This window comes from Moritella sp. 36 (assembly GCF_018219415.1).
In the GTDB taxonomy this organism is placed as follows: domain Bacteria; phylum Pseudomonadota; class Gammaproteobacteria; order Enterobacterales; family Moritellaceae; genus Moritella.
On record NZ_CP056120.1, the window covers coordinates 4,543,683 to 4,568,563 of the forward strand.

19 protein-coding genes and 9 tRNA genes are annotated in these 24,881 nt (G+C 39.7%); 9 read left to right on the forward strand and 19 right to left on the reverse strand.

Annotated elements, in window-relative coordinates:
• Positions 1-56 precede the first annotated feature (56 nt).
• Genes miaA through tsaE form a run of 4 tightly spaced genes read right to left on the reverse strand, consistent with a single transcriptional unit; the run spans position 57 to position 4,818 of the window.
• Positions 57-992, reverse strand: a complete 936-nt coding sequence (miaA, locus tag HWV03_RS20185; RefSeq protein ID WP_211677674.1) for a tRNA (adenosine(37)-N6)-dimethylallyltransferase MiaA — start codon at positions 990-992, stop codon at positions 57-59.
• Complete coding sequence (gene mutL / locus HWV03_RS20190) at positions 973-2,982, reverse strand: DNA mismatch repair endonuclease MutL (RefSeq protein ID WP_211677675.1); 2,010 nt, start codon at positions 2,980-2,982, stop codon at positions 973-975. The genes miaA and mutL overlap by 20 nt, the downstream gene beginning before the upstream one ends.
• Positions 2,983-2,989: 7 nt before the next feature.
• On the reverse strand, positions 2,990-4,339 hold the full coding sequence (locus HWV03_RS20195) for an N-acetylmuramoyl-L-alanine amidase (RefSeq protein ID WP_211677676.1): 1,350 nt from the start codon (positions 4,337-4,339) through the stop codon (positions 2,990-2,992).
• A 2-nt stretch (positions 4,340-4,341) separates the two neighbouring features.
• Positions 4,342-4,818 carry a tRNA (adenosine(37)-N6)-threonylcarbamoyltransferase complex ATPase subunit type 1 TsaE gene (tsaE, locus tag HWV03_RS20200; RefSeq protein ID WP_067041790.1) on the reverse strand — a complete coding sequence of 159 codons (477 nt, stop codon included), beginning with the start codon at positions 4,816-4,818 and terminating at the stop codon, positions 4,342-4,344.
• Positions 4,819-5,025: 207 nt separating this feature from the next.
• Between tsaE and queG the strand changes: the two genes are divergently transcribed.
• Positions 5,026-6,168: a tRNA epoxyqueuosine(34) reductase QueG gene (queG, locus tag HWV03_RS20205; RefSeq protein ID WP_211677677.1), complete on the forward strand. Its 1,143-nt coding sequence runs from the start codon at positions 5,026-5,028 to the stop codon at positions 6,166-6,168.
• 98 nt (positions 6,169-6,266) lie between these two features.
• On the opposite strand, the gene HWV03_RS20210 is transcribed toward queG, so the two are convergent.
• From HWV03_RS20210 to orn, 12 genes are all read right to left on the reverse strand, one after another.
• Positions 6,267-7,565, reverse strand: a complete 1,299-nt coding sequence (locus HWV03_RS20210) for a cation:proton antiporter (protein WP_211677678.1) — start codon at positions 7,563-7,565, stop codon at positions 6,267-6,269.
• Positions 7,566-7,837: 272 nt separating this feature from the next.
• Positions 7,838-8,329 (reverse strand): DUF4442 domain-containing protein, encoded by a 492-nt coding sequence (locus tag HWV03_RS20215; protein ID WP_211677679.1) that lies wholly within the window; start codon positions 8,327-8,329, stop codon positions 7,838-7,840.
• A gap of 266 nt (positions 8,330-8,595) precedes the next feature.
• Positions 8,596-8,671 (reverse strand) — tRNA-Gly (locus HWV03_RS20220).
• 62 nt (positions 8,672-8,733) lie between these two features.
• Positions 8,734-8,809: transfer RNA gene (locus HWV03_RS20225), tRNA-Gly, on the reverse strand.
• A 62-nt stretch (positions 8,810-8,871) separates the two neighbouring features.
• Positions 8,872-8,947: transfer RNA gene (locus HWV03_RS20230), tRNA-Gly, on the reverse strand.
• Positions 8,948-9,019: 72 nt separating this feature from the next.
• A tRNA-Gly gene (locus tag HWV03_RS20235) sits at positions 9,020-9,095 on the reverse strand.
• Positions 9,096-9,157: 62 nt separating this feature from the next.
• Positions 9,158-9,233 (reverse strand) — tRNA-Gly (locus tag HWV03_RS20240).
• Between the two features lie 58 nt (positions 9,234-9,291).
• Positions 9,292-9,367 (reverse strand) — tRNA-Gly (locus tag HWV03_RS20245).
• Between the two features lie 57 nt (positions 9,368-9,424).
• Positions 9,425-9,500, reverse strand: a tRNA-Gly gene (locus tag HWV03_RS20250).
• Between the two features lie 72 nt (positions 9,501-9,572).
• Positions 9,573-9,648: transfer RNA gene (locus HWV03_RS20255), tRNA-Gly, on the reverse strand.
• Positions 9,649-9,681: 33 nt separating this feature from the next.
• A tRNA-Gly gene (locus HWV03_RS20260) sits at positions 9,682-9,757 on the reverse strand.
• Between the two features lie 139 nt (positions 9,758-9,896).
• Complete coding sequence (gene orn, locus HWV03_RS20265; RefSeq protein WP_211677680.1) at positions 9,897-10,463, reverse strand: oligoribonuclease; 567 nt, start codon at positions 10,461-10,463, stop codon at positions 9,897-9,899.
• Positions 10,464-10,592: 129 nt separating this feature from the next.
• Between orn and rsgA the strand changes: the two genes are divergently transcribed.
• The 4 genes from rsgA to mscM all read left to right on the forward strand — a co-directional run bounded on the left by rsgA (position 10,593) and on the right by mscM (position 17,154).
• The gene (gene rsgA / locus HWV03_RS20270) at positions 10,593-11,633 is read left to right on the forward strand and encodes a small ribosomal subunit biogenesis GTPase RsgA (RefSeq protein WP_211677681.1); all 1,041 of its coding nucleotides are present in this window, start codon (positions 10,593-10,595) and stop codon (positions 11,631-11,633) included.
• A 171-nt stretch (positions 11,634-11,804) separates the two neighbouring features.
• The gene (gene asd / locus HWV03_RS20275; RefSeq protein WP_211673221.1) at positions 11,805-12,665 is read left to right on the forward strand and encodes an archaetidylserine decarboxylase; all 861 of its coding nucleotides are present in this window, start codon (positions 11,805-11,807) and stop codon (positions 12,663-12,665) included.
• A gap of 227 nt (positions 12,666-12,892) precedes the next feature.
• A complete protein-coding gene (locus HWV03_RS20280; protein WP_211677682.1) occupies positions 12,893-13,750 on the forward strand; it encodes a DMT family transporter in 858 nt (285 codons plus the stop codon).
• A 71-nt stretch (positions 13,751-13,821) separates the two neighbouring features.
• Entirely contained in the window at positions 13,822-17,154 is a 3,333-nt protein-coding gene (gene mscM / locus HWV03_RS20285) for a miniconductance mechanosensitive channel MscM (RefSeq protein WP_211677683.1), read from the forward strand.
• 85 nt (positions 17,155-17,239) lie between these two features.
• Here the strand turns inward: mscM and epmA are convergent, their stop codons facing one another.
• Positions 17,240-18,214: an elongation factor P--(R)-beta-lysine ligase gene (epmA, locus tag HWV03_RS20290; protein ID WP_211677684.1), complete on the reverse strand. Its 975-nt coding sequence runs from the start codon at positions 18,212-18,214 to the stop codon at positions 17,240-17,242.
• Positions 18,215-18,418: 204 nt separating this feature from the next.
• On the reverse strand, positions 18,419-18,985 hold the full coding sequence (gene efp, locus HWV03_RS20295) for an elongation factor P (protein ID WP_211677685.1): 567 nt from the start codon (positions 18,983-18,985) through the stop codon (positions 18,419-18,421).
• 44 nt (positions 18,986-19,029) lie between these two features.
• Between efp and epmB the strand changes: the two genes are divergently transcribed.
• On the forward strand, positions 19,030-20,043 hold the full coding sequence (epmB, locus tag HWV03_RS20300; protein ID WP_211677686.1) for an EF-P beta-lysylation protein EpmB: 1,014 nt from the start codon (positions 19,030-19,032) through the stop codon (positions 20,041-20,043).
• 74 nt (positions 20,044-20,117) lie between these two features.
• Here the strand turns inward: epmB and HWV03_RS20305 are convergent, their stop codons facing one another.
• Positions 20,118-21,413 (reverse strand): NAD(P)/FAD-dependent oxidoreductase, encoded by a 1,296-nt coding sequence (locus HWV03_RS20305; protein WP_211677687.1) that lies wholly within the window; start codon positions 21,411-21,413, stop codon positions 20,118-20,120.
• Between the two features lie 317 nt (positions 21,414-21,730).
• Here HWV03_RS20305 and HWV03_RS20310 point away from each other — a divergent pair, with 317 nt between their 5' ends.
• The 3 genes from HWV03_RS20310 (at position 21,731) to acuR (ending at position 24,785) form a co-directional block, all read left to right on the forward strand.
• Positions 21,731-22,078: a hypothetical protein gene (locus tag HWV03_RS20310; protein ID WP_211677688.1), complete on the forward strand. Its 348-nt coding sequence runs from the start codon at positions 21,731-21,733 to the stop codon at positions 22,076-22,078.
• A gap of 633 nt (positions 22,079-22,711) precedes the next feature.
• Positions 22,712-23,995 carry an OmpP1/FadL family transporter gene (locus tag HWV03_RS20315; RefSeq protein WP_211677689.1) on the forward strand — a complete coding sequence of 428 codons (1,284 nt, stop codon included), beginning with the start codon at positions 22,712-22,714 and terminating at the stop codon, positions 23,993-23,995.
• A 154-nt stretch (positions 23,996-24,149) separates the two neighbouring features.
• Complete coding sequence (gene acuR, locus HWV03_RS20320; protein ID WP_211677690.1) at positions 24,150-24,785, forward strand: acrylate utilization transcriptional regulator AcuR; 636 nt, start codon at positions 24,150-24,152, stop codon at positions 24,783-24,785.
• Positions 24,786-24,881 lie beyond the last annotated feature (96 nt).

Sequence of the window (24,881 nt, forward strand, 5' to 3'; positions counted from 1 at the left end):
TTATTATAATGAAAAATATAACCGATAATTATCAGTATACAACTTAAAAATAGGCTCTAGCCAACTGATAATAAAACTTTTTCTAAATTGTCATCTGCTTTGGAGTCTAACCACGTTAGATCGTTCCAACTTTTTAACCACGTCATTTGACGCTTTGCCAGTTGTCTTGTTGCTACGACACCGCGAAACACCATCTCATCATGATCCATGTTGCCATCTAGGTATTCCCACATCTGGCGATAACCGACACAGCGCATCGACGGTAAATCAAGATGCAGGTCATCACGTTGATACAAGGCTTGTACTTCCGCTTCAAAACCCGCCTCAATCATCAATTTAAAACGCCGTTCAATACGCTCGTGTAATACGGTTTTATCGGATGGTGCAATGGCAAATTGTGCTACGTCATAAGGCAGTGCTTCACCTTTTTGTAGGGTTAATTCAGTTAATGACTTACCCGTTAGTCGATAAACTTCAACCGCACGGCAAACGCGTTGTGCATCATTCTTATGTAAACGCGCTGCTGACTCAGGATCATACAAAGATAACTCTTGATGTAATGATTCCCAACCACGCAGTTTCGCTTCCGCTTCAATAGCCTGTCTAATTTCAGGCACCGATGTCGGTACTGGCGATAAACCTTCAAGTAGTACTTTAAAATAAAGCATAGTCCCGCCAACAAGTAGCGGTATTTTTCCTGCTTCTGTGATCGATTGCATATGTTTTAAAGCATCAGCACGAAAATCAGCGGCTGAATAACTCATTGCAGGATCAATAATATCAATCAAACGGTGTGGCGCTTGTGCAAGCTCTGCCGCCGTTGGTTTCGCACTGCCGATATTCATGTCTTTATAAATTAATGCCGAATCGACACTGATAATTTCACACGGCAGCTGTTTTGTTAACTCAATAGCAAGATCCGTTTTACCTGACGCCGTAGGCCCCATTAAAAAGATAGCTTTCGGTAATGATTTAGTTTGCTGTTGAGTCACAGTTAAATCTCTCTATTACAGACATATAGTCAAGTTTCTCAAATAATTTAGAACGATATTGCTGTTGTACACAGTTATCTTGTTCTATAAATTGGCTATATATTTGAGTCGCTTGTTCCCAAGTAAATTTGGTCAATCCGTGACTACCTTGTATTGCAAGCCAATGGCACAAGGGGGCAACATCTGAGGCCGTAGCCTTTTCGGATAGATGGACTATCTGTTGCAATAACTCAGGTAACACAGCGGATAAATTCGCTTGGCGTAATTGTGCTGGCACCTTTCTAACGATAATGGTGGCGGCATTGCTATAATTCAACTCTAAACCCAAACGATTAAGCAAATTTTGCTGATTTTTTGCTGTTTCTACAAAGTTTTTATCTAATTTAATCGATATTGGTAATAACAAGGGTTGTGATATAACCCCTTGTTCCCATGTTGCCAGTAATTGCATTTTACAATTCACCTGCCACATTGCCAGTACATCAGCGAGCAAAAGAACATCATCATCTTGTAATAATAAGTAATTATCTGCGACTAAACTGAGTAATTTAACTCGCGCAGTATGTTGCTCATTCGACTGAGTATGCGTCCCGACTTGACGCCCTTGATTAACATTTGTCGTCGCTGTATTTCGCGCGACTTGCTGCAGTTCAGTTATTTCAGCCTTACTGGGTTGTAACAAGTGATTGTATTGCTTGATAGCACCAGCTGAAGGTTTATCTGGCATATATTGACGCTGCTGACTATAACTCGACGATGTTGCACTTGTACTCCCCTGGCGCGTATCTGTAACGCCATAACCATGCTGCTTTTGCATCGGCATAACATCACTATATGCGGGGGTAACCGCGCTATCAACTATCCCGCAATGCACTACACCATGACCAGTACTCTGCTCGTTATCGCTAGCATTGCTACTGCTGGTGATAGGTGCTTGTCCAGGATAACTAACCGCTTCCTGAACAGGTAACTCAGCCGTTGGTATTGATGGACTTACACCTTCAGTAATAGCTTTAAAAACACCTTGAAAGATAAAATCATGCACTAAACGCGCTTGATGAAAACGAACTTCATGTTTAGCCGGATGTACATTCACATCGACTTCACGTACAGACACTTCAATAAACAGTACGTACGCTGGCGGCGCAGCAATACCAGTCGCTTCTTCATAAGCTTGACGTAATGCATGATTGATCAGCTTATCTCGCATCATACGGCCATTAACATAACTGTATTGCACATCCATTGGCGCATTATCATGTGGTAAACCCACCCAGCCCCACAGTTTTATATCACTATGTTCGCAGTGCAATGCCATGCAATTCGCCATAAAATTGGTACTAGTAATACTGGCAACACGACGTTCTTGTTGTTCGATGCTACTCGCGGGACGATAACTGCGGATCACTTTACCGTTATGTTTCAGTGTGATCTGTAAATCAAAGCGACTTAACGCAATACGTTTCACCAGCTCATCAATATGATTAAATTCTGTTTTATCCGTACGTAAAAATTTACGACGAGCAGGCGTATTAAAAAATAAATCGATCACTTCAACCGTAGTACCAATCGGGTGTGCCGCAGGTTTAATCTGAACCTGCATATCTCGGCCTTCTGCATAGGCTTGCCATGCTTCCGTTTGCGCCTTGGTTCGAGAGGTAAATGTAAGTCGAGAAACCGAACTGATACTTGCTAATGCTTCACCACGAAAGCCAAGACTATCAATCGATTCTAGATCATCTAACGTAGCAAGCTTACTCGTTGCATGACGGCTTAATGCCAGACCAAGTTGGTCCTTCTCCACTCCGGTACCATTATCACGAAGTCGGATCAGTTTTGCGCCACCTTTCTCAATATCAATATCAATACGCGTCGCGCCAGCATCAATGCTGTTCTCAATAAGCTCTTTTACTACCGATGAAGGACGTTCAACCACTTCACCAGCAGCAATTTGGTTAGCTAATCTAGGTGGTAATATTTGAATTGTCATGACACACCTAACTCGTTGGGATTTTTAATTTTTGACCAATAAATATGGTACTTTTAGTTAAGTTATTTACTTGCTTAATGCGCGACTCTGTCGTCCCATAGCTGCGGGCAATAACAGAAAGTGAGTCACCTTTTTTAACCACGTGAATGCTATTTCGCATATAGGCCAAATACGTATCTTTTGGTGGCGAATTACGGAAATACAAGTAGCTACCTTGTGCAATCGCGTTCGCAATTTTATGCTGGTGACGGCTTGTCGTTAACTTTTTACCTTCTCGATAGTTGGTAACAAAACCAGTTTCCACTAATAACGACGGAATATCCAATGACTTCAATACAGCCAAGCTTTGCTCGTACGGTTTAGATTTATGCATATCAGTTACTTTCGCTAACTCATGATGAATTAATGACGCAATGTTATAACCAGCTCCTTGTGAATATTGCCTACCGAGGTCGAGAAACGTATATTGTAGGTCATCAGCACCGTTACTATTTTTAATTGCATCACCTACGCCACCTAACAGTCCGTTGACATTATCGTCACGTAACTTTTTCTTGAATTCATAATTCGCACGACCTTGCGATAAAATTAACGTTGATGCGCCCGATGGCTTTGATGAAGTAAAACCGTCAGCATGCACAGACACTAATAACTCCGCTTTATATTTACGCGCAATCGCAGAACGTTCGTTTAACGAAATATAACGATCGTCTTTGCGGATCAAAACGGCTTTAATGCCTTTCTTCTGGTTTAAAATTGCCACTGTTTTTTTCGCAATGGCTAAGGTAATGTCTTTTTCAACAAACTTTTTGAAACCGATAGATCCAGGGTCTTTACCACCATGTCCGGCATCTATCGCGATCACGACATCTCTTTTTGGATGCCTAACAACTGGTTTTTTAGTTATTTTTTTAACGACAACCGGACTTTTTTGTTTGATAACGGACTTTGCAGACTGTGTCGGCTTAACAGGTAAATCAATAACTAGTCTATTTCTGGCGGTTTTATTACCCGCGAGTTCAAAGAATCGATACTTGATTGGTTGAGCAAGATGAAAAATAATACGTAAATCGCTAGATTTAGCCGACTTGGTTTGTTCAACACGGATAATATTACTGCTTAACCTTGCTAGCTTACTCACATTAACCTTATTTCGCGTACCAGCAAAATCCACCACGATCTGTGTATTTTTATGACGGTCATAAAGGTTGAATAATGGTTTTTTCGCCAGGTCAAAAACAATTCTTGTTTTATCCGCATGCTCAACAATACGGATAGCATACACCGCATTAGCAGCATAACTTAATGGCATAAAGCACAAGTAAATGATGCTTAATAGTAAAATCCGTTTAAACATTATTATCCTATATTTATATTAGCTAATTTATTAACGAGTGTTGCGCCTAACTCACTCAGGCCTTCAACCACAACTTCACGCTGCTCTCCGACATAAGTCAGCGTAATTTGTAAATCCTCAGCAGGTAAGAAACCTTCACCGCGCTGCGGCCACTCAATTAAACACAGGCAATTATCATCGAAATAATCACGAATTCCCATGAATTCTAATTCTTCAGGATCCGCTAAACGATAGAGATCAAAATGATACACATTCCAATCAGCTAATTCATATGGTTCAACTAATGTATAAGTAGGGCTTTTAACATTCCCTTGATGACCCAATGCTTGCACAAAACCACGGGTTAATGTCGTTTTACCAGCGCCTAAATCACCATGTAAAAAAATGGTTGTTGCGCTATCGCATAAACGCGCAAGGCTAGCACCAAAAGCAACGGTTTCTGATTCATCAGCTAATAAAACTTTTACTGTATTTGTCATCTAATTTGAGTACCTTAAACATTAAAATAGAACGCTATATTGAGCAGTGCTACTACACTATCCCATATCTGTACAACAAGATCTGTCTTTCGTAAGACAGCCTCTTATAAAATGTACAGGTATGTAGATTCTACAAACTGTCGAGCCCAAAGAAAACCACAATATGATAAACTTTACCTCAATTTACTCATAGACAGATAATAAACCATGCCTCCAATAGACTATCAACAACTTACACAACAAATTAAAGTCTGGGGCGCAGAACTTGGTTTCCAACAAGTCGGTATTGCCGATACTGATTTATCAACCTACGAGCCACACTTTCAAACCTGGTTAGATAATGGCTATCATGCCGACATGGATTATATGTCGCGTTACGGAACCATGCGTACTCACCCTGAAGAACTCTACCCAGGCACCATTCGTGTGATCTCCGTGCGCATGGATTATCTACCACCCGACGCACTAATGGCGACGACCTTAAAACAAAAAGATAAAGGTTATATTAGTCGCTATGCGTTAGGTCGTGATTACCATAAAATCGTACGAAAACGCCTTAAACATTTAGGCCAAAAAATCAGTGAACATTGTGAAACACTCGATGCTCGTCCCTTCGTTGATACCGGCCCTTTACTCGAACGACCTTTGGCCGAAAAAGCCGGATTAGGCTGGACAGGTAAACATTCGCTGATCTTAAACAAGGAAGCAGGCTCATGGTTTTTCCTTGGCGAAATATTAATAAACCTACCATTACCCATTGATAAACCTATTGAAAATCAATGCGGCAAATGTACTGCGTGTTTACAAATTTGTCCAACACAAGCGATTGTCGAACCTTACACTGTTGATGCGAATCGTTGTATTTCTTACCTCACCATTGAACTATTTGGGGCGATACCAGAACAATATAGGTCTTTAATTGGTAATCGTATCTATGGTTGTGACGATTGCCAGTTGATCTGTCCGTGGAATCGATTTGCCGCAATTACCGGTGAGCAAGATTTTCACCCAAGATCAAATCTACACTCGCCAGAGCTGTTAACCCTGTATGCGTGGAATGAAGCCTATTTTCTTAAGCAGACTGAAGGCTCACCGATTCGTCGTATTGGTCATGAACGTTGGTTACGTAATATTTCAGTCGCATTGGGCAATGCAGCTTATTCCGCAGCAATTGTCGAAGCCTTAGAAGCTAAGTTTGCTGAAACAACAGAGATGGTGCAAGAACATATCACTTGGGCACTACAACAGCAGAAAGCCAAAGCAGATAATATTATTCCTGTATTACAAATAGATAAGATAAAAAATAAGTTAATCAGAATGGTTGAAAAAGCACTACCACGCGATGCATGATTAATAGCTAGCTAATAAATATAAAAAGCGTGTAGAGGAAATCCTCTACACGCTTTTTATTCACAATTTCAATTTACAGCTTACAAAAGGGTTAACGGTTATTTATCCGCTTTCTTAACAAGCTGCTCTGCTTCCCACGCTTTGGCTTTATGGATCAAGCCAGTGATGCTTGAGCCTTGCACCAAAATCGAGAACACGACAACCGAGTAAGTCATCACCAGAATAATTTCTCGTACATCGATATTTTTCTCTGGAATAACAAACACACCCGCAGGAATCGCCAGCGCCATCGCTAATGCTAAACCACCACGTAAGCCACCCCACGTCAGGATCTTAACGGATAATGGATTATAACTACGGAATCGATTGAAAAATAAATAAGAGAGTTTCACACTCAAATAACGTGCTAACAATACTAATGGAATAGCAAAAACCATCAAAATCCAATCTTCTTTATGGAAGCTAAACAATAACATAGCCATACCAATCAGCAAGAATAGAATGCCATTTAAGAATTCATCTACCAACTCCCAAAAGTGATCCAAATGATATTCACTTTCTGGCGAAAAGCCTTTTTGACGCGTCCAGTTACCAATCATAATACCGGCAACAACCATCGCCAACGGACCAGAAACATCGATCACATCTGCAAATACATAACCCGCAGTAGGGATAGCAATGGTCAGTAATAATTCCATTGAGTGATCATTCGTTGAACTAATTAAATAATGGAATACTAAACCAAGCACAAGCCCATAAATAATGCCACCAATCGCTTCATGCAAGAATAGTTGAGTCACACTGCTTACTGTTGGCGCTTCAGAGCCAAATGCCACCGTAAATAGCGTCATAAAGATCACTAAACCAAAACCATCATTAAATAATGACTCACCTTCGATTTGCGTTGAAATACGCTGTGGAGCGTCCAGGTTCTTAACAATAGCCAGAACAGCAATCGGATCCGTAGGAGAAATTAGCGCACCAAAAAGTAGACAGTAAATTAAGTCCAATGGGATCCCAACTAACTGACAAAATCCCCATAACACCCCACCAACAAAGCCCGTTGAGAATAAAGTGGCAATAAGCGCTAAGACTGTAATTTCCCATTTCTGATCTTTCATGTTTGCCAATTTAATGCCTAAACCGCCAGCAAACAATAGGAAACCTAGGATACCTTTTAATAAGAAGCTTTCGAAGTTGATACTATTTAATTGCTCTGTTGCGATTGCCTCTAAATGAAACCAGCCGCTTTGGCCTGCAATCACAATACCTAAAGACAGTATTATTGATCCGGCTGTTATCGCAATTGTTGTTTGCATTTTGCCAATTTTGCTATTAATAAATGCAATGAAAATGGCAATTGCTGCGAGAAAACATAAGGTACCGTACACCGACATGCTACACCTCTAATGGAAGTAAATTTGATAAGATTGACTGAAGATTATTTTTACGAGCTACACAATGTTCTTGTTAAGGGTAAAAATCAAGTTCTTTCAGCAATATAAGCAGCAACAATATAGAATAGAGCTTCAGGTCTAAAAAAACACCTATAATTAGGTATCTGAATTAACCCGTAAATTATTTTATATAATAAATAGTGATAGATAACAATAAGAAATAAGAAATATGACATATGACATATGACATATGGCATATGGCATATGGCGAGTTAACGTCTTTTCGGTACCCAAGCCCAAATAAATTCAGCATTGATCGGCTCATTACCTTCACTGTCCGTGATAACAACAGGTACCGAGATATCACCTTTCTCTGTTTCACGAATATAATTTATTTGCTCATCACTTAATGTTGCCACAGCAGTAAGATCACCCGCAGCACGACGAACATAATCAATATTCATATTTTTTAATAATGGAATACGATTGTCAGGTACATGCATACCAATTAAAAAACCCGTCGCGGACTCGCCAAGTAACGCCATTGCAGCGGCATGAACACCACCAATATGATTCTGAACGCGCTTACGGTTCTTCAAGCTAAGTTTAGAACCAGAAAAGTCTAATTTTTCGACACGTACTTTTGACGTACCAGCAAATTTAATTACTTTTCCAAAGACCAACGACAACACAGGCGCGTGGCAAGATTTTGGAAGTAACGTTACTTTTTTAACGATTTTACTGAGTTTATTATCGGCTTTCATGTCAATCCTCGACGTTATCATTGGTTCCAGAACGAATACTTAGTTAAATTCCTGCACTAAGTGACCGACAACTATAACATTTAATTCATAAGTGCAATTGGTCTAAATGACATAGAATAAAATTAGCAGCGATAGATTTGTAGATTTGTAGATTTGTAGATTTGTAGATTTGTAGATTTGTAGATTTGTAGATTTGTAGATTTAAAAATTAATGAACTAAGAAGTAAAATAAAGATAGTATAAGAGGATATATAAAGAAAAGAAATTGGAGCGGTACAAGAGGCTCGAACTCTTGACCTCAACCTTGGCAAGGTTGCGCTCTACCAACTGAGCTAGTACCGCTTCGGTCTGATTTAAAGTTTCAGGAACTGTATCTGTCTAATCATTGGCATGAAAAGAGAGATTGGAGCGGTACAAGAGGCTCGAACTCTTGACCTCAACCTTGGCAAGGTTGCGCTCTACCAACTGAGCTAGTACCGCTTCGGTCTGATTTAAAGTTTCAGGAACTATATCTATCTAATCATTGGTGTGAAAAGAGAGATTGGAGCGGTACAAGAGGCTCGAACTCTTGACCTCAACCTTGGCAAGGTTGCGCTCTACCAACTGAGCTAGTACCGCATCTGTCTGATTTAAAGTTTCAGTAACTATTCGATTTACTCGAGTGAATGAACATTCAAATAAATCTGAATTTGGAGCGGTACAAGAGGCTCGAACTCTTGACCTCAACCTTGGCAAGGTTGCGCTCTACCAACTGAGCTAGTACCGCTTCGGTCTGATTTAAAGTTTCAGGAACTGTATCTGTCTAATCATTGGTATGAAAAGAGATATTGGAGCGGTACAAGAGGCTCGAACTCTTGACCTCAACCTTGGCAAGGTTGCGCTCTACCAACTGAGCTAGTACCGCTTCGTTTTGATTTATAGTTTCTCAACTTACTTTCTCATCATTGGTGTGATAAGAAAATTGGAGCGGTACAAGAGGCTCGAACTCTTGACCTCAACCTTGGCAAGGTTGCGCTCTACCAACTGAGCTAGTACCGCTTCATTTTGATTTATAGTTTCTCAACTTATTTCCTCATCATTGTGTGATAAGAAAATTGGAGCGGTACAAGAGGCTCGAACTCTTGACCTCAACCTTGGCAAGGTTGCGCTCTACCAACTGAGCTAGTACCGCATCTGTCTGATTTAAAGTTTCAGTAACTATTCGATTCATTCGAGTGAATTAACATTCAAACAGATCTGAATTTGGAGCGGTACAAGAGGCTCGAACTCTTGACCTCAACCTTGGCAAGGTTGCGCTCTACCAACTGAGCTAGTACCGCTTTGGTATTCTATTTGGTATTCTAAGAAAAGATTGGAGCGGTACAAGAGGCTCGAACTCTTGACCTCAACCTTGGCAAGGTTGCGCTCTACCAACTGAGCTAGTACCGCATCTCATCTTAGGTGCCGAATTATATAGAACCGACTGGTTTTTGCAAGCATAGACCAAAGCTTTATTATAAAAAAACCTGATATTGCCGAATGTTTCGACTATGAGGTCGTAAATTTATCCAACCAGTCGTTTCACTGCTTAAATTTTAAACATATGTTGACGATAATGCTGTAATTCACCGATTGATTCACGAATATCATCCAATGCTAAATGCAAACCTTCTTTATGGAAACTCGATACAATCTCAGGGCACCAACGACGACCTAATTCTTTAATCGTACTTACATCCACATTACGGTAATGGAAGTAATCATTTAAGTCCGTCATATATTTCACTAAGAAACGACGGTCTTGGCCAATGCTGTTACCACATAATGGTGATTTACCCGCCGGTACCCACTGATATAAGAATGCTAATGTTTGCTCAACAGCCTCTTTTTCAGTGACTTTACTTGCTAATACACGTTCAACAAGACCTGAATTAGTATGGTGAGTTGTACACCACTCATCCATCTTATCAAGTTCCGCTTTATCTTGATGAATAGCGAGTACAGGTCCTTCTGCAAGAATATTTAATTCACTATCAGTGACGATAGTAGCAATCTCAATGATCAGACATTTTTCTGGATCAAGCCCGGTCATTTCTAGGTCAATCCAAACTAAATTATTTTCATTAAATTGCGCTGCTTTGTCGGCAAGTTGCATAGAGGGGATCCTAATAGTTGTCGTTTAATCGTATATTTAAGGTTATTATACTCAATCGACCTCGAAATGCGATGTTCAGCAACAGCTGTACTACAATACGCTTGTTACAACTCAGGAATTAAATTACCCGTGGCTAAAAAGAAACATTTAACCCAAGGTCAAATACGTCGCGTACGTAGCAACCAGACTAAACGTTTAGAAAAGCAAGATACACGAGAATGGGATGATGCTCTTCTCGGGCAAAAGCAAGAAGGTGTGGTAATTAGCCGCTTTGGTCAACATGCTGATGTAGAAGATGAGAATGGTGTTATTCACCGCTGTAATCTACGTCGTTCTATTGCGAGCTTAGTAACAGGTGACCGTGTCGTTTGGCGCTTAGGTAATGAACAGCTGCAAGGTATTTCTGGCATTATTGAAGCAGTACACGAACGCAGAACCGTATTAACCCGTCCCGATTTTTATGACGGTATTAAACCTATCGCAGCCAATATTGATCAGATTGTGATCGTATCTTCTGTAGTACCAGAGTTCTCAACGAATATTATCGACCGTTATATTGTTGCTGCCGAAGATGTAAAAATTCGCCCAGTAATCTTATTAAATAAGATCGATTTATTAAGCACCAATGAATTATTCGCGATTAACCAGCAACTACAAACCTACCGTGATATTGGCTACGAAGTATGGCAAGTATCATCTATCGAAGGTAAGGGGTTAGGTGAGTTACAAGGTCTACTGAAAGATAATACCACTATCTTTGTGGGTCAATCAGGCGTGGGGAAATCATCACTGGTTAATGCCCTCATGCCCGAATTAAATGTCGATGTGGGTGATGTATCAGAAAAATCAGGTCTTGGTACCCACACCACAACCACTGCACGTTTATATCATTTCCCATCAGGTGGTGATCTTATTGACTCACCAGGGGTACGTGAATTCTCGCTATGGCACATGAAACCCGAAGAGATCGCTAACGGTTTTATCGAGTTTAGAGACGTCTTAGGTGAATGTCGCTTCCGTGATTGTAAACACAAGAATGATCCCGGCTGTGCACTGCAAGAAGCCGTAGCAAAAGGCAAAATCAAAAAAGTGCGCTTTGATAATTATCTCCGCATTTTAGAAACAATGTTAGATAATCGCCCTACTCGCCATGTCCCAGTGCGAAAATAATTCGTATACAATTAGTTATATAACTAAAAACGACGATTGGTTATCTTGCTCGTCTACATCGCAAGGTAACCATTCTCTTATTAAACGCATGACGCTAATTATGACAACAATATCCAAACTTGTTACAATAGCGTTAATTCTAACTTATTCAATTATTTAAGAGGCTCTAAGGTGCTAGACAAGCTTAAAGTTATTGCCCAATACTGCTTTCCTCAACACGGGTTATCTCGTCTTATTGGTTTATTTGCCAATGGTGCTCACGGTAAAGTAACAACAAATGTAATCAGCTGGTTTATTAAGCGTTACAATGTAAACATGGATGAAGCAAAACACTCAGATCCAGCACACTTCCAAACATTCAACGAGTTCTTTACCCGTGAACTTAAAGAAGGTGTACGTCCAATCAATACTGACGATAACATGTTATGTCAGCCTGTTGATGGCGCTGTAAGCCAAGCTGGTCCAATTACACAAGGTCGTATTGTTCAAGCTAAAGGTCATGATTACAGTCTATGCGAACTACTTGGTGGCGATCGTCAACTTGCAAACAAATTCGAAGATGGTGATTTCGCCACGGTATATTTATCGCCACGTGATTACCATCGTATCCACATGCCAATTAAGGGTACGTTAAAAGAAATGATTTTTGCACCGGGTGATCTATTTTCAGTTAATCCACTCACAGCGCAAAATGTACCAAATTTATTTGCACGTAACGAACGTGCTATCGCTATCTTTGATACCGAGGTGGGTCCATTCGCAATGGTATTAGTTGGCGCAACAATCGTGGCCTCAATTGAAACAATTTGGCACGGCACCATCGCACCATCAAAGAATAAAGAGATCGTACGTTGGACATATGAAAATCAAGCGCCAATTGTTATCGAAAAAGGCGAAGAAATGGGTCGTTTTAAACTCGGCTCAACGATCGTTGCAGTATTTGCCAAAGATGCCGTTGAATTTGTTGATGAACTACAACCAACAACAGCAACAGTAATGGGTGAAGCATTTGCCCGTATCAAAAGCAAATAAGATAACCTAAGCGTAATAGCTAGGATAATGTTACTCATTATAAACATAATAATTTTAATGAGTAACATTTCCCCTCAATAACAAACCTAACCCTGTATATTCAATACCTTTTTAATAAGCACTGCACTGCGATGCCATTATTATCTCTATACAAAGGCTATGATCACTAAATCAAGATTAACGATGCCAATTGATCTGGCGAACCATGACAAGGATGTAAGCATTTAATGGAACAAGGTAAACGAGGGCTTTGGGCTCTGCATTCAGCAACGCTATTACTTGGCGGCACCACATTATTTTCTAAGCTCATTTCATTAAGTGCACTTGATATCACCATTATTCGCTGCGTTATTGCCAGTATGGTTCTGTGTTTATTATTAAAAATCACCAAGCAACCATTGCGATTAAATAAGTTAAGTGATTATGGCTGGGCAGTATTATTAGCCGCACTAGTGGGCGCTCACTGGGTAACATTCTTTTTAGGCATGCAATTGTCGACCATTGCGATAGGCCTTATTGCCTTCTACACTTATCCTGTAATGACGGTGTTTTTAGAACCTTTGTTTAATCGAGAGAAAATACAAAGTCACGATATAATATCAGCATTGATTGTATTAATCGGGATCAGCTTATTAGTCCCAGAACTGTCTTTAGAGAACGATGTAACACTCGGTATTATTAGCGGTATTAGCTCTGCATTTCTGTTTACTTTAAGAAATATTCTCTACAAGCGTAAGCTATCGCATTACAGTGGCCCTCACACAATGTTTTATCAAACATTATTAACCGCATGTATGCTTTCACCATTTTTGAGTGTAGACTTAGCGGATATAAATAATGACAGTTGGACGTTATTAGTTGTGTTAGGAGTTTGCTTCACAGCAATGCCACACACACTGCTAGTGACAGCATTACGTTACCTTAAAGCAAAAACAGTTGGCCTTATCTCCTGTTTGCAACCGCTTTACGGTAGTTTGCTCGCGATCCCTTTTTTAGGTGAAATTCCCAATGCTGCAACCATCACGGGAGGAGTATTAGTAGTCTCAGCCGCCCTCTTTGAAACATGGAATGCAGGAAAGAAATAGGCCAGTTAATATAGTGTAAAAACGGATAAACCGAGATTAAATGACATTATTAATTGTGCTTATGAAATATTATGATGACTAAAAATTATGTAATTTTACTTATTCTATTTTCATTATTTATTACTCCAGTTTATGCACAACTTAGTTATGGTGAGGCTCAGCTTAACAACACCATATCTCAGCTTGAAGAACTAGAGCCTACACCTTCGGTTAAATTACAGCTCAAATACTATCAACAAGCCTTAAAAGATCTCACCGAAGATACCGATGCCCGTCAAACAGCCGTTAGTTATCAAAAAATCATTGATGACTTTCCAGTGACTTCACAAACATTAAAAGCTCGAATTGCAGACCATATACCCGCAACATTTACCGATCCAAGCGACTGGTCATTAAATAAAGTCGAACAAGCAATTGCCAAACAAAATTCCAATCTTACCGATTTAAAACAACAACAACAGACGCGTAGTAGCGAGCTCACTACCATCGGAATTAGGATCAGTTCATTTCAGACTGATATCGAGCACTTACGTAGAAAATTAACCAATACGCAAAAAGAATCTGATAAGCTTATTAGTACTGGTCCCAGCAATTTAAATAGTGATCAAGAAGCACTACGCATTTCACTACAAATCAAAGAATCATCGCTATCAACGCAAATTCAGATGTTAGAGCTTGAACAACTCAGTGCCAGTAATCGCAGTGAATTAGCACAACTCAATCGTCGTTTGATTAGGCTGAAGCAAAAAGATGTAAGTAAGTACCTATCCACGCTGACAGATATACGTAACAGTATATTACGTAAAGAAACCGAAGACGCAATTGCGCGTAGCAAACAAATCAATGACTCATCACAGATCAGTTCTCCATTTTTGCAGCTGCAACTCGAAATAAATCAAGAGCTATCTAAAGAACTTGCAACCGTTTCAGCTAAAAATGAAATTATTCAACGTAAACAGCAAGCAATCACACAGCAAGTAGATGCACTCACTACAACGCTCACTAATTTTAATGAGCAAGTAGAATGGTTAAAAATCAGCTCTGCGTTTGGTGAAAACTTACGGGCTCAAGTAAGTAGCTTACCGAGTGAGCCACCACTAGCAAAACTCGAAAATGAAATTGTTGAAAGCCGCCTAGCACGCTTTCGCTATAAAAAAATGCTAACACAATTAGACAGTCTACCGCTAACAACAAAAACACTCACACCTGTAGAACATAAGAGTTTATTACGATTTATTGAATTACGTCGGCTGTTACTCAGCCAACTTATTTCAAGTTCAGATAACCACATCTACGAGCAAACGAAATTAAAAGTCAGTTACAGCAAGATGAATAGCACATTAGTACAAATTAAACAGCAGGCTGATGAGCATTTATTCTGGGTACCGAGCTCTCCATTCATAAATACTCAAACAATTTCAGAACTTTTGGCGAGTATGCTTTGGATCGCCTCGATCGATAACAGTATCACAATCCCACAAGCCATACTCTCTGTACCTTTAGCAACGTTAAGTTTGGCGCTGTTATTCATTCTCGGTCTCATTTATTTACACGCTCCTCTGAATAAATATTTTACCAAACATATAGCCGAAATATATCCAAAAGTTGGTAAAGTAACAAAGGATAAGTTTTCTTATACCTTACGGAATCTCGCGTATTCATTCGCCGATGCACTGCTCTTGCCACTTTCACTGTTTATTATTACAGAGCTGCTCATTAGCGCATGGGAATTCCCCTTTGCAGTCAATATTGGCCACGCATTACAAGACTCGCTATTTTTGTTAGTGATATACCTGTTTATGCGCAACCTCACCCGCCATAAGGGCTTACTGCAAATTCACCTTAAAATAGATAAAGCACTAATCGTCAAAATTTGGGGTTATTATCAGGTACTATTTTTTATTTCTTGGCCTTCTTACATCATCCAAGTGCTTTGTTATCAGTATCCAGAACAAGCCTATGATGGATCGCTAGGTCGTCTTGCCTTTATCATTACTTGCTGTGCATTAACGCAGTTCTACTACCGCTTATATCGCGAAAAGTTACCGCTAACGTATAAGAAAAAAAATAATGGCAAACCGCACATTGTCCACCACTCTATTTGGACTGTCTTTATCATGGCACCAATCGCGTCAGCCATCATCGCACTCATGGGCTACCTCTATACGGCGCAAGTATTGTTAAAACAGATGGAGTCATCCTTATTAATGGGGGTGTTCTTCTTACTCACTTATTATTTGATCCGCCGCGGTATGCACTTACAAAAACGTCGCCTGGCCTTTGAGCGAGCGAAAGCCAAACGTATCGATATTATTGCACAACGTGCGAAAGAAGTTGAAAAGGGTGAGCAAAATTCCAGTCAAGAAAGCCATTTTGATATCGAAGAACCCGAGATCGATCTGGATCAAATCAGTGCACAATCACTCGGCTTATTACGTACTTTGTTAACTTTATTATTCATCGCACTAAATGCACTATTTTGGTCTGAAATTCAAAGTGCCTTTACCTTCCTTGATACCATCACGCTTTGGGACGCAGCCAATACCCTAAACGGGGTTGAATATATCGATCCGATTACCTTAAAGAGCTGCCTATTAGCCATCACTATTTTTGTACTAACGCTGGTATTGGTACGTAATTTATCCGGTGCGCTAGAACTACTTATTTTGCAACATCTCGATCTTAGCCCAGGTACAGGTTTTGCGATCACCACGTTAGCCAAATATATGACGATCTCAATTGGTTTTGTCGTCGGCTTTAACTTTTTAGGTGTCGATTGGGCAAAAACACAATGGTTAGTGGCAGCACTAACCGTCGGTTTGGGTTTTGGTTTACAAGAAATTTTTGCCAACTTCGTATCCGGTCTGATTATCTTATTTGAAAAACCGATCCGTATTGGTGATACCGTCACAATCCGTGAATTAACCGGCAGTATCAGTAAAATTCAGACCCGAGCAACAACGATTGTCGATTGGGATAGAAAGGAAATTATCGTACCGAATAAAGCCTTTATTACTGAACAATTTATTAACTGGTCACTGTCCGATTCTATTACCCGTGTGATCATTAATATTGGGGTGGAATTTAATTCGGATATTGAACTGGTCACCAAACTGCTATTAGATTGTGCCGAAGAAAATAGTTTAAGTCTTGAAAATCCAGGGCCAGAAGTATTCTTTATTGAGTTTGGGCAACATTCATTATGCTTTGAAGTACGCTGTTATGTCGCCGAAATGGGCCATCGTTTAACGATGACGCACGCACTTAATACCCGTATCAATCAAGTGTTCAAAGAGCATAATATTCGCATTGCGCTACAACAATTGGACCTGAATGTAAAAAATGGCATAAAAGTAAGTGATAGCGGCCATATAATGAGTATGAAAAAAGGTAGCTTAAGATAGGCTTAATCTACCGTTGAAAGAGTGAGTGAATGTTTCTTAAATTCAAACAATAGAACGACTCACCCTTTCAGCTTTTAAACACAAATTATGCGCGCGGTGTTGGAAAAGCGATTACGTCATTAAGGCTATTCGCATCTGTCGCTAACATCACTAACCTATCAATACCTAATGCGACGCCTGCGCAGTCAGGAAAACCAGCGGTGAGTGCATCAATTAAATAATGGTCGATAGGCTGTTCTGGTAAATCCATCGTTTTACGCTTGTTATTGTCTGCAGTAAAACGCGATAACTGTTCTTTTGCATCCGCTAACTCATGGAATCCATTCGCAAGCTCAATACCTTTGAAATACACTTCAAAACGCTCTGCTACACGAGTGTCTTGTGGGCTGATACGGGCCAATGCCGCCTGCGATGCAGGGAAGTCATAAATAAAACACGGTACATCCTGACCAATTTGGCTCTCTACGCCCACATAGAATAATAACTGTAAGATCGTATCTCGATCAGGTTCATTCTCTAACACGTCATAAACCCCGTACGGTTTTGCCGCTTGACGTAATTCATCCATCGACGCGGTTAACGGATCTAACTGTAAGAATTGCTTAAATGCATTTTGATAAGTGAAGCGCTGCTCTTTACCAGAACCTAATACTAGGGTTAGTAGCTCAGACATTTCATCCATCAATTGAAAATGGTCAAAATCAATACGATACCACTCTAGCATGCTGAATTCGGGATTATGGTGACGGCCAGCTTCTTCATTACGAAACGATTTACTTATTTGATAGATACAACCACTGCCTGCTGCTAGCAATCTTTTCATGTGAAATTCAGGTGATGTTTGTAAATATAAGGTCAGACCTTGGCTGTAACCAGGACCAACAAATACCGTGCTAAATGCATCTAAATGTACATCGGTAACAGCGGCTTGACTCATTGCTGGTGTATCCACTTCTAACACATCTCGTTGCGTAAAAAACTCACGGATAGTATTTAATACTTTCGCTCGCGCACGCAGGGCAGTAAAACTTGCACTAGGTTGCCAATTTACGTCACTCATATTTACTCCGGTTGTCATTACCTAAAACGTTAAAGCTATTTATCATCTGTATAATACTAATTAAAAATGGCCGACTTACTTTAATTAATATTATAACGCTATGTATCTGAATCATTATTTACTGGTTTGCCAAAAACTAAAATGCCAGTCAAAGACTGGCATTTTATCGTTCCTAAACGCTAATTAGGTTAGCGTAAAATCAACTTATTTTACACGGCCAACATATTCGCCAGTACGTGTATCAACTTTCACTACTTCACCGATTTGGATGAATAAAGGTACACGCACAACGGCACCTGTAGTTAATGTTGCAGGTTTACCACCCGTACCCTGTGTATCGCCTTTTAGGCCAGGATCTGTTTCTGTTACTTCCAATTCAACAAAGTTTGGTGGTGTAACAGCAATTGGGTTATCATTCCACGTAGTAATAACGCAGATATCTTGTTCAACAAGCCATTTAGCCGTATCACCAACCGCTTTTACGTCAGCTTCAACTTGCTCAAACGAGTCATTGTTCATAAAATGGAAGTATTCACCATCGTTATATAGATACGCTAATTCTGATTCCATTACGTCTGCTGCTTCAACAGTTTCACCAGACTTAAATGTTTTTTCTAAAATTTTACCAGAAATTAAACGACGAACTTTAACGCGGTGAAATGCTTGGCCTTTGCCTGGTTTTACATGATCATGTTCGATGATAGAGCAAGGCTCATTATCAAGCATGAATTTTAAGCCGCCTTTAAAGTCACTGGTTTTGTATGTTGCCATGTTATCCTCATGAAAAAATAGATTTCAATAATTAGAGTTCAATAATGCCGCAAATGATAACCCGAAATGGAGCAAAGATGCAGGAAAATTGGAAAAAAGACTTAGCAAGTGCCATTTCAGATCCCAGAAAGCTACTTTTTATACTAGAACTTCCCGAAGAAGCTTTCCAGGCTGATTTTGCGGCAAGGCAGTTATTTCCTATGCGCGTACCGCAATCATTTGTAGATCGCATGGAAAAAGGTAACCCAAAAGACCCGCTATTTCTGCAAGTAATGCCAAAACAACAAGAATTCATTCAAAAGACTGGATTCATTAAAGACCCCCTTGATGAGCATGAATCTGTGGTGCCTGGGTTACTGCATAAATACACAAACCGTGTACTCTTTATTGTCCGTGGCGGTTGCGCGATCAACTGTCGCTATTGTTTCCGTCGTCACTTTCCTTATCAAGACAATAGTAATAACAAACACGAATGGCAACAAGCGATTGACTATATCCGTTCTAAACCTGAGATCATCGAGGTTATTTTTAGTGGCGGCGACCCGCTTATGGCGAGCGATGAGCAACTGGGCTGGTTGGTTGAACAATTAGAGCAGATCCCACATCTTAAACGTCTACGCATACATACACGTTTACCCGTGGTGATGCCCAGCCGTGTTACCGATGAGTTCGTTACGCTGCTAAAAAAATCGAGTTTGCGTTGCAGTGTAGTATTGCACATTAACCACCCCAATGAATTAGCTGCTGAATTGCCCGCAGCGTTAGCTAAACTCACCACTGCTGGCATCAGTTTATATAACCAAGCGGTGTTATTAGCGGACATTAATGACAATGCTGATGATTTAGTGGAATTACACGAACGCCTTTTTGATAATCGAATTCAGCCATACTATTTACATCTGCTCGATAAAGTCGAAGGGGCTACTCATTTTGATGTGCCTGAAGAAAAAGCAGTCGAGATAATGAACCAACTGTTATTACGTTTACCGGGTTTTTTAGTGCCGAAGTTAGTTCGTGAAATAGGTGGCGAGAAAAGTAAAACACCGATTTCTATTTAATTAAACCAGACAATAAAAAAGGAATGACCACTAGGCCATTCCTTTTAACTCTCTAAACCTTAGTCTAGTCGCGATTAATGCAGTTTCAACGTTGGACGTAATACCCGGTTCAAACTACCAACCAACATCATCAGTCCGGTTTTAACATAACCGTGCAACGCAATTTGATGCATGCGGTACAACGAAATATACACCATTCTCGCAATACGACCTTCGACCATCATGCTACCTTTAGTCAGGTTTCCCATTAAGCTACCCACAGTACTAAAGCTACTTAACGATACCAATGAACCATGATCATGATAAACGAAAGGTTTTAACGTTGATCCACCCTGTATTAACACCATGATATTTTTAAACGCAATCGTTGCCATTTGATGTGCGGCTTGGGCACGCGGCGGTACAAATGAACCATCGGCTTGTGCACAAGAGGCTAAATCACCAATAACAAAAATACTGTCATCACGGCTTGCTTGTAAACTATCTTTAACCACGATCTGATTAATACGATTCGTTTCTAGCCCAGCAATGTCTTTCATAAAATCAGGCGCTTTAATACCTGCAGCCCATACCATCAATGATGCAGGAATAGTGTCACCATCTTTCGTTACCAAGCCTTCACTATTCGCTTCCGTCACCATCGTTTCGGTACGTACATCAACACCAATTTTAGTTAGCTCATGATGTGCTGCAGCAGAAATACGTGACGGTAATGCAGGTAAAATACTCTTACCCGCTTCAACTAAGGTTACATTTAACGATTCTTGATTTACATTAGTAAAACCATAAGCCGATAATTGCGATGCGGTATTGTGTAACTCAGCAGAAAGTTCAACACCAGTCGCACCAGCACCCACAATTGCAATATTTACTTTTGCATCTTTAGCTTTGCTTGCGCCATGTAATAAAAATTGATTTAATAATGCTTTGTGAAAACGATGTGCTTGATCAGGACTGTCTAAGAAAATACAGTTCTCTTTAACACCTTTAGTATTAAAGTCATTACACATACTACCAATAGCTAATACTAAGTAATCGTATTGCAAGGTACGCTCAGCAATCAGTAATTCATCACTATCATTATATAAAGGTGCAATTGTGACTGTTTTCGTGTCACGGTCTAAACCTGAAAAATTACCTAATTGAAAATCAAAACCTTGGTTCTTCGCATGTGCAGCATAACTAAGCGCATCAATACCGGTATCAAGTGAACCAGTCGCCACTTCATGTAATAGCGGTTTCCATAAATGGGTTTTGTTACGGTCCACCAGCGTAATGCTCGCTTTCCCTTTTTTACCCAATTTACGACCCAGTTGCGTAGCAAGCTCAAGACCACCAGCACCGCCTCCGATCACAAGAATTTTTTTCATCTTATTACGTCCTCATAAATGTATCAGTTAACAACTGTCAGCACAGCAGTTAACTGATACAACTAAGCAGATGTGACTCTTGCTAAATCATTCCGTTGGCCGAGTATTAAAGCATGATTTTCAGTTCTAAATCTAGCTAAATTGAGCTAGATCATATTTAGAATATCAATTAACTAGCATAACCTAATTTCATCAACAGAAAAATATAACCCCCAATCGAGTTAAGATGCCTATATTCAAGCGAGTCTCTGATATAGCATCTTTAAGTGACTTAGGTATATAATACCGACCCTTTTATCGATAAGAATACCGGCGCTATGACAAATCAAGAACTTCATGAACAGCTAACTGCACAGCTAAAAAGCTTTTACCACCCAGCTATCGAGGCAGATGAATTTTTAACGTTATTAAGCAAACGAAAAATGGGAAAGTTTAGCGCTATCTTTGCTTCAGACAGTGGCTTCAAAGCGAATTCAAACCGATTCTTACCTTATATGGAAGAATTAGTTGAAGATCAGCAAGCGTTACCAAAAACAGATGAAGAAGGGTTTGACGTAGCTATCGCTGCATTCCTAGGTAAATTACAGCAAATGCATAATGTACTTGGTCAATTCTCTGAGCAATTAAAAGAGAAGAAAAGCACACCAAGTAATATTGGAGAGTAGCTACATCACATCCTCTAAAACCAAAAGCGGCATCAGCCGCTTTTTAGCGCTGTAAAACAAAGTAAAATTATCCTCGACTTGACCCCCCCACCTCTAGCATAAAGACTAACCTCAATAGAACCAGCCAAATAAAAGCTAAAAATCCTATCTAGAACAAGTGATATCTTCAAATAAAGATGCCATAAATAAAATATAGAGTTAAAAAGATCAATAATAAACAATATAAATACCTCTAAATATATACTTTTTTGTTATAACGACCAAAAAAACCGCTATTTTATAGAGTCTTAGCTCTACGACATGGAGTATTACATAGTAATAATTTCAATATTTGCAAACAGATCAGATGTGTTTTTTTTCATGACTTGAAAATGACTAACAACTCCATACTTAACCATTAATAACAACAACTTAACCACGAAATGTAACGTAAAGTAACGTAAAGTTAAATTATTGTTAAGTTGAAAAGGTATTAGATAAACCAACAAGCTGTCATAAAGATTGATAAAATACCTTTACGATCTAATACGAAAGAATTAGATTTCAGTACACGTTTTAAGGGTATTTAAAAAGTTCATTTTTTTTGAACAGACATATCGCATTCATAAATTCAAATTTTATATGGTGGTTTACATGAGAATTAATAAAGTTGCTCTAGCAGTTACAGCATTACTTGCAGCAAGCCAAGTTCAGGCTGCTGGTTTCCAGGTTAGTGAACATTCAGCGTCTGGCCTAGGCCGCGCATTCGCTGGTGAAGCAGCAATCGGCGACGACGCAGCATCACTTGCACGTAACCCAGCGTTGATGGCAACTTTTGATAAAGCACAACTATCTGTTGTGGCTTCTTATGTATCACCAGATGTTGATGTTAAAGGTGTCAGTAATCCAATTGGATCGGCATCAGATCTTGATGCTAATGATGTTGCACCTGCACAAGTTGTACCTGCAATGTATTATATTCAACCTATTAACGATAAGTTTGCAGCTGGTTTAGCTATCTATTCAAATTACGGTACAGGTACTGAATATGATACTAACTACGCAGCAGGATCCGCTGCAGGTAATACCAGCATAATGTCTGTAAACTTTAACCCAAATGTATCATACCGTGTAAACGAACAACTTAGCTTAGGTGCTGGTGTTAGTGTTGTATATGCAACTGCAGAATTACAAAGACATGCGGGCGCTAATGGTTTTACTCTTCCAAAAGATGCCAACATTGCAAAAATGGAAGGTGATGGTTATGGCTATGGCTGGAACCTAGGTGCTTTATATGAAGTGAATGAAAATAACCGTCTCGGTATTAGCTATAAATCAAAAGTTAAAACTGAATTAAAAGGTGAATTTACGGGGATGGCATCAGCTAATAACCCAGCCTCACCTTTATCTCCACAAAAAACAGTTGATGGTAACTTGGATATTAACCTTCCTTCTATCTTAGAGGTATCTGGTTACCACAAGTTAACGGATAAATTTGCAGTATCCTATAGCTGGATGTATACAACATGGTCTGATTTTGGTGATATTATTGCGAAAAGTGACAATCCAACAGACTGTACATCAACAGCAGGCGCTGGTGTTTGTCTAGAGAAAAAAGAAGATTTTAATAACTCTAGTCGCTACGCAGTAGGTGGTGAATACTACCTTTCAGAAGTTGTTACATTGCGTGCAGGTTATGCTTACGATGAACAAGCAGGTGAAGCAACACTAAGTATTCCTGATACAGATCGTCAATGGTATACAGCAGGTGTTACATATAAAGCATCACAAGCACTATCATTTGACCTTGCAGCAGCCTTCGTCTCAGGTAAAGACATCACATTTAAAGAAGAAGTACCGCTTGCAGGCTCTAACGCAGCCTTCAGATCAAGTGGCGATGCTTACATCTACTCAGCACAAATGAACTACAGCTTCTAATTCAAGCTTAATTCAACTTTGCATTAAAAAGACAGCTTCGGCTGTCTTTTTTGTTTTCTGATCAAAATCAATAAAGATCCTATTTAAGGATCTTTTTTATATCTACGCATTGCAATTAAATAGACGGTCGGTCTATAATGAAGTTATGGAAAATATGACAAGTAATAAGCCCAAACCTCGTCGAGGTCGGCCACCCAAAGTAACTCGTGAAAACAGTGATACCCGTGCCCTGCTAATTCGCAGTGGCGTCGAAGTATTAACGGAAAGTGGCTTTGCAGCAGCAGGGATCGATGGCATCTTAAAAAAAGTCGGTGTACCAAAAGGATCTTTTTATTATTACTTTAAAAGTAAAGAAGATTTTGGTCAGGCGGTCATTGATAACTACGCCAGCTACTTCGCTGCAAAACTTGATAAATGCCTGCTTGATGAATCAATCGCACCGTTACAACGCATTGTTAAATTCGCAGATGAAGCCAAACAAGGCATTGTTAAATTTGAGTTTAAACGTGGTTGTTTGGTTGGTAATTTAGGCCAAGAAGTGGCTATTTTACCGCAAAGCTATCGCTTAGTGCTGCAAGACATTTTTGCTGTTTGGCAAACCAAGATGCAAGCGTGTTTAGAAACTGCCCAGCAACAAGGCGACATCAAGCAGAACATCAATTGCGTACAGCAAGCTGAGTACTTTTGGATTGGCTGGGAAGGCGCAGTGATGCGTGCGCGACTCGTACAGTCAGTGCAACCGTTGGATTTATATATCGCGACGTTTATTACCAGTATTGCCACCAGCTAGAATAATCATATGTGCCTTTATTCTAAAATAACGATCAAGGCATTAATTTCCAATACAATTTCAATGTTATAAAAATTTTTTATATTTAAATAGACG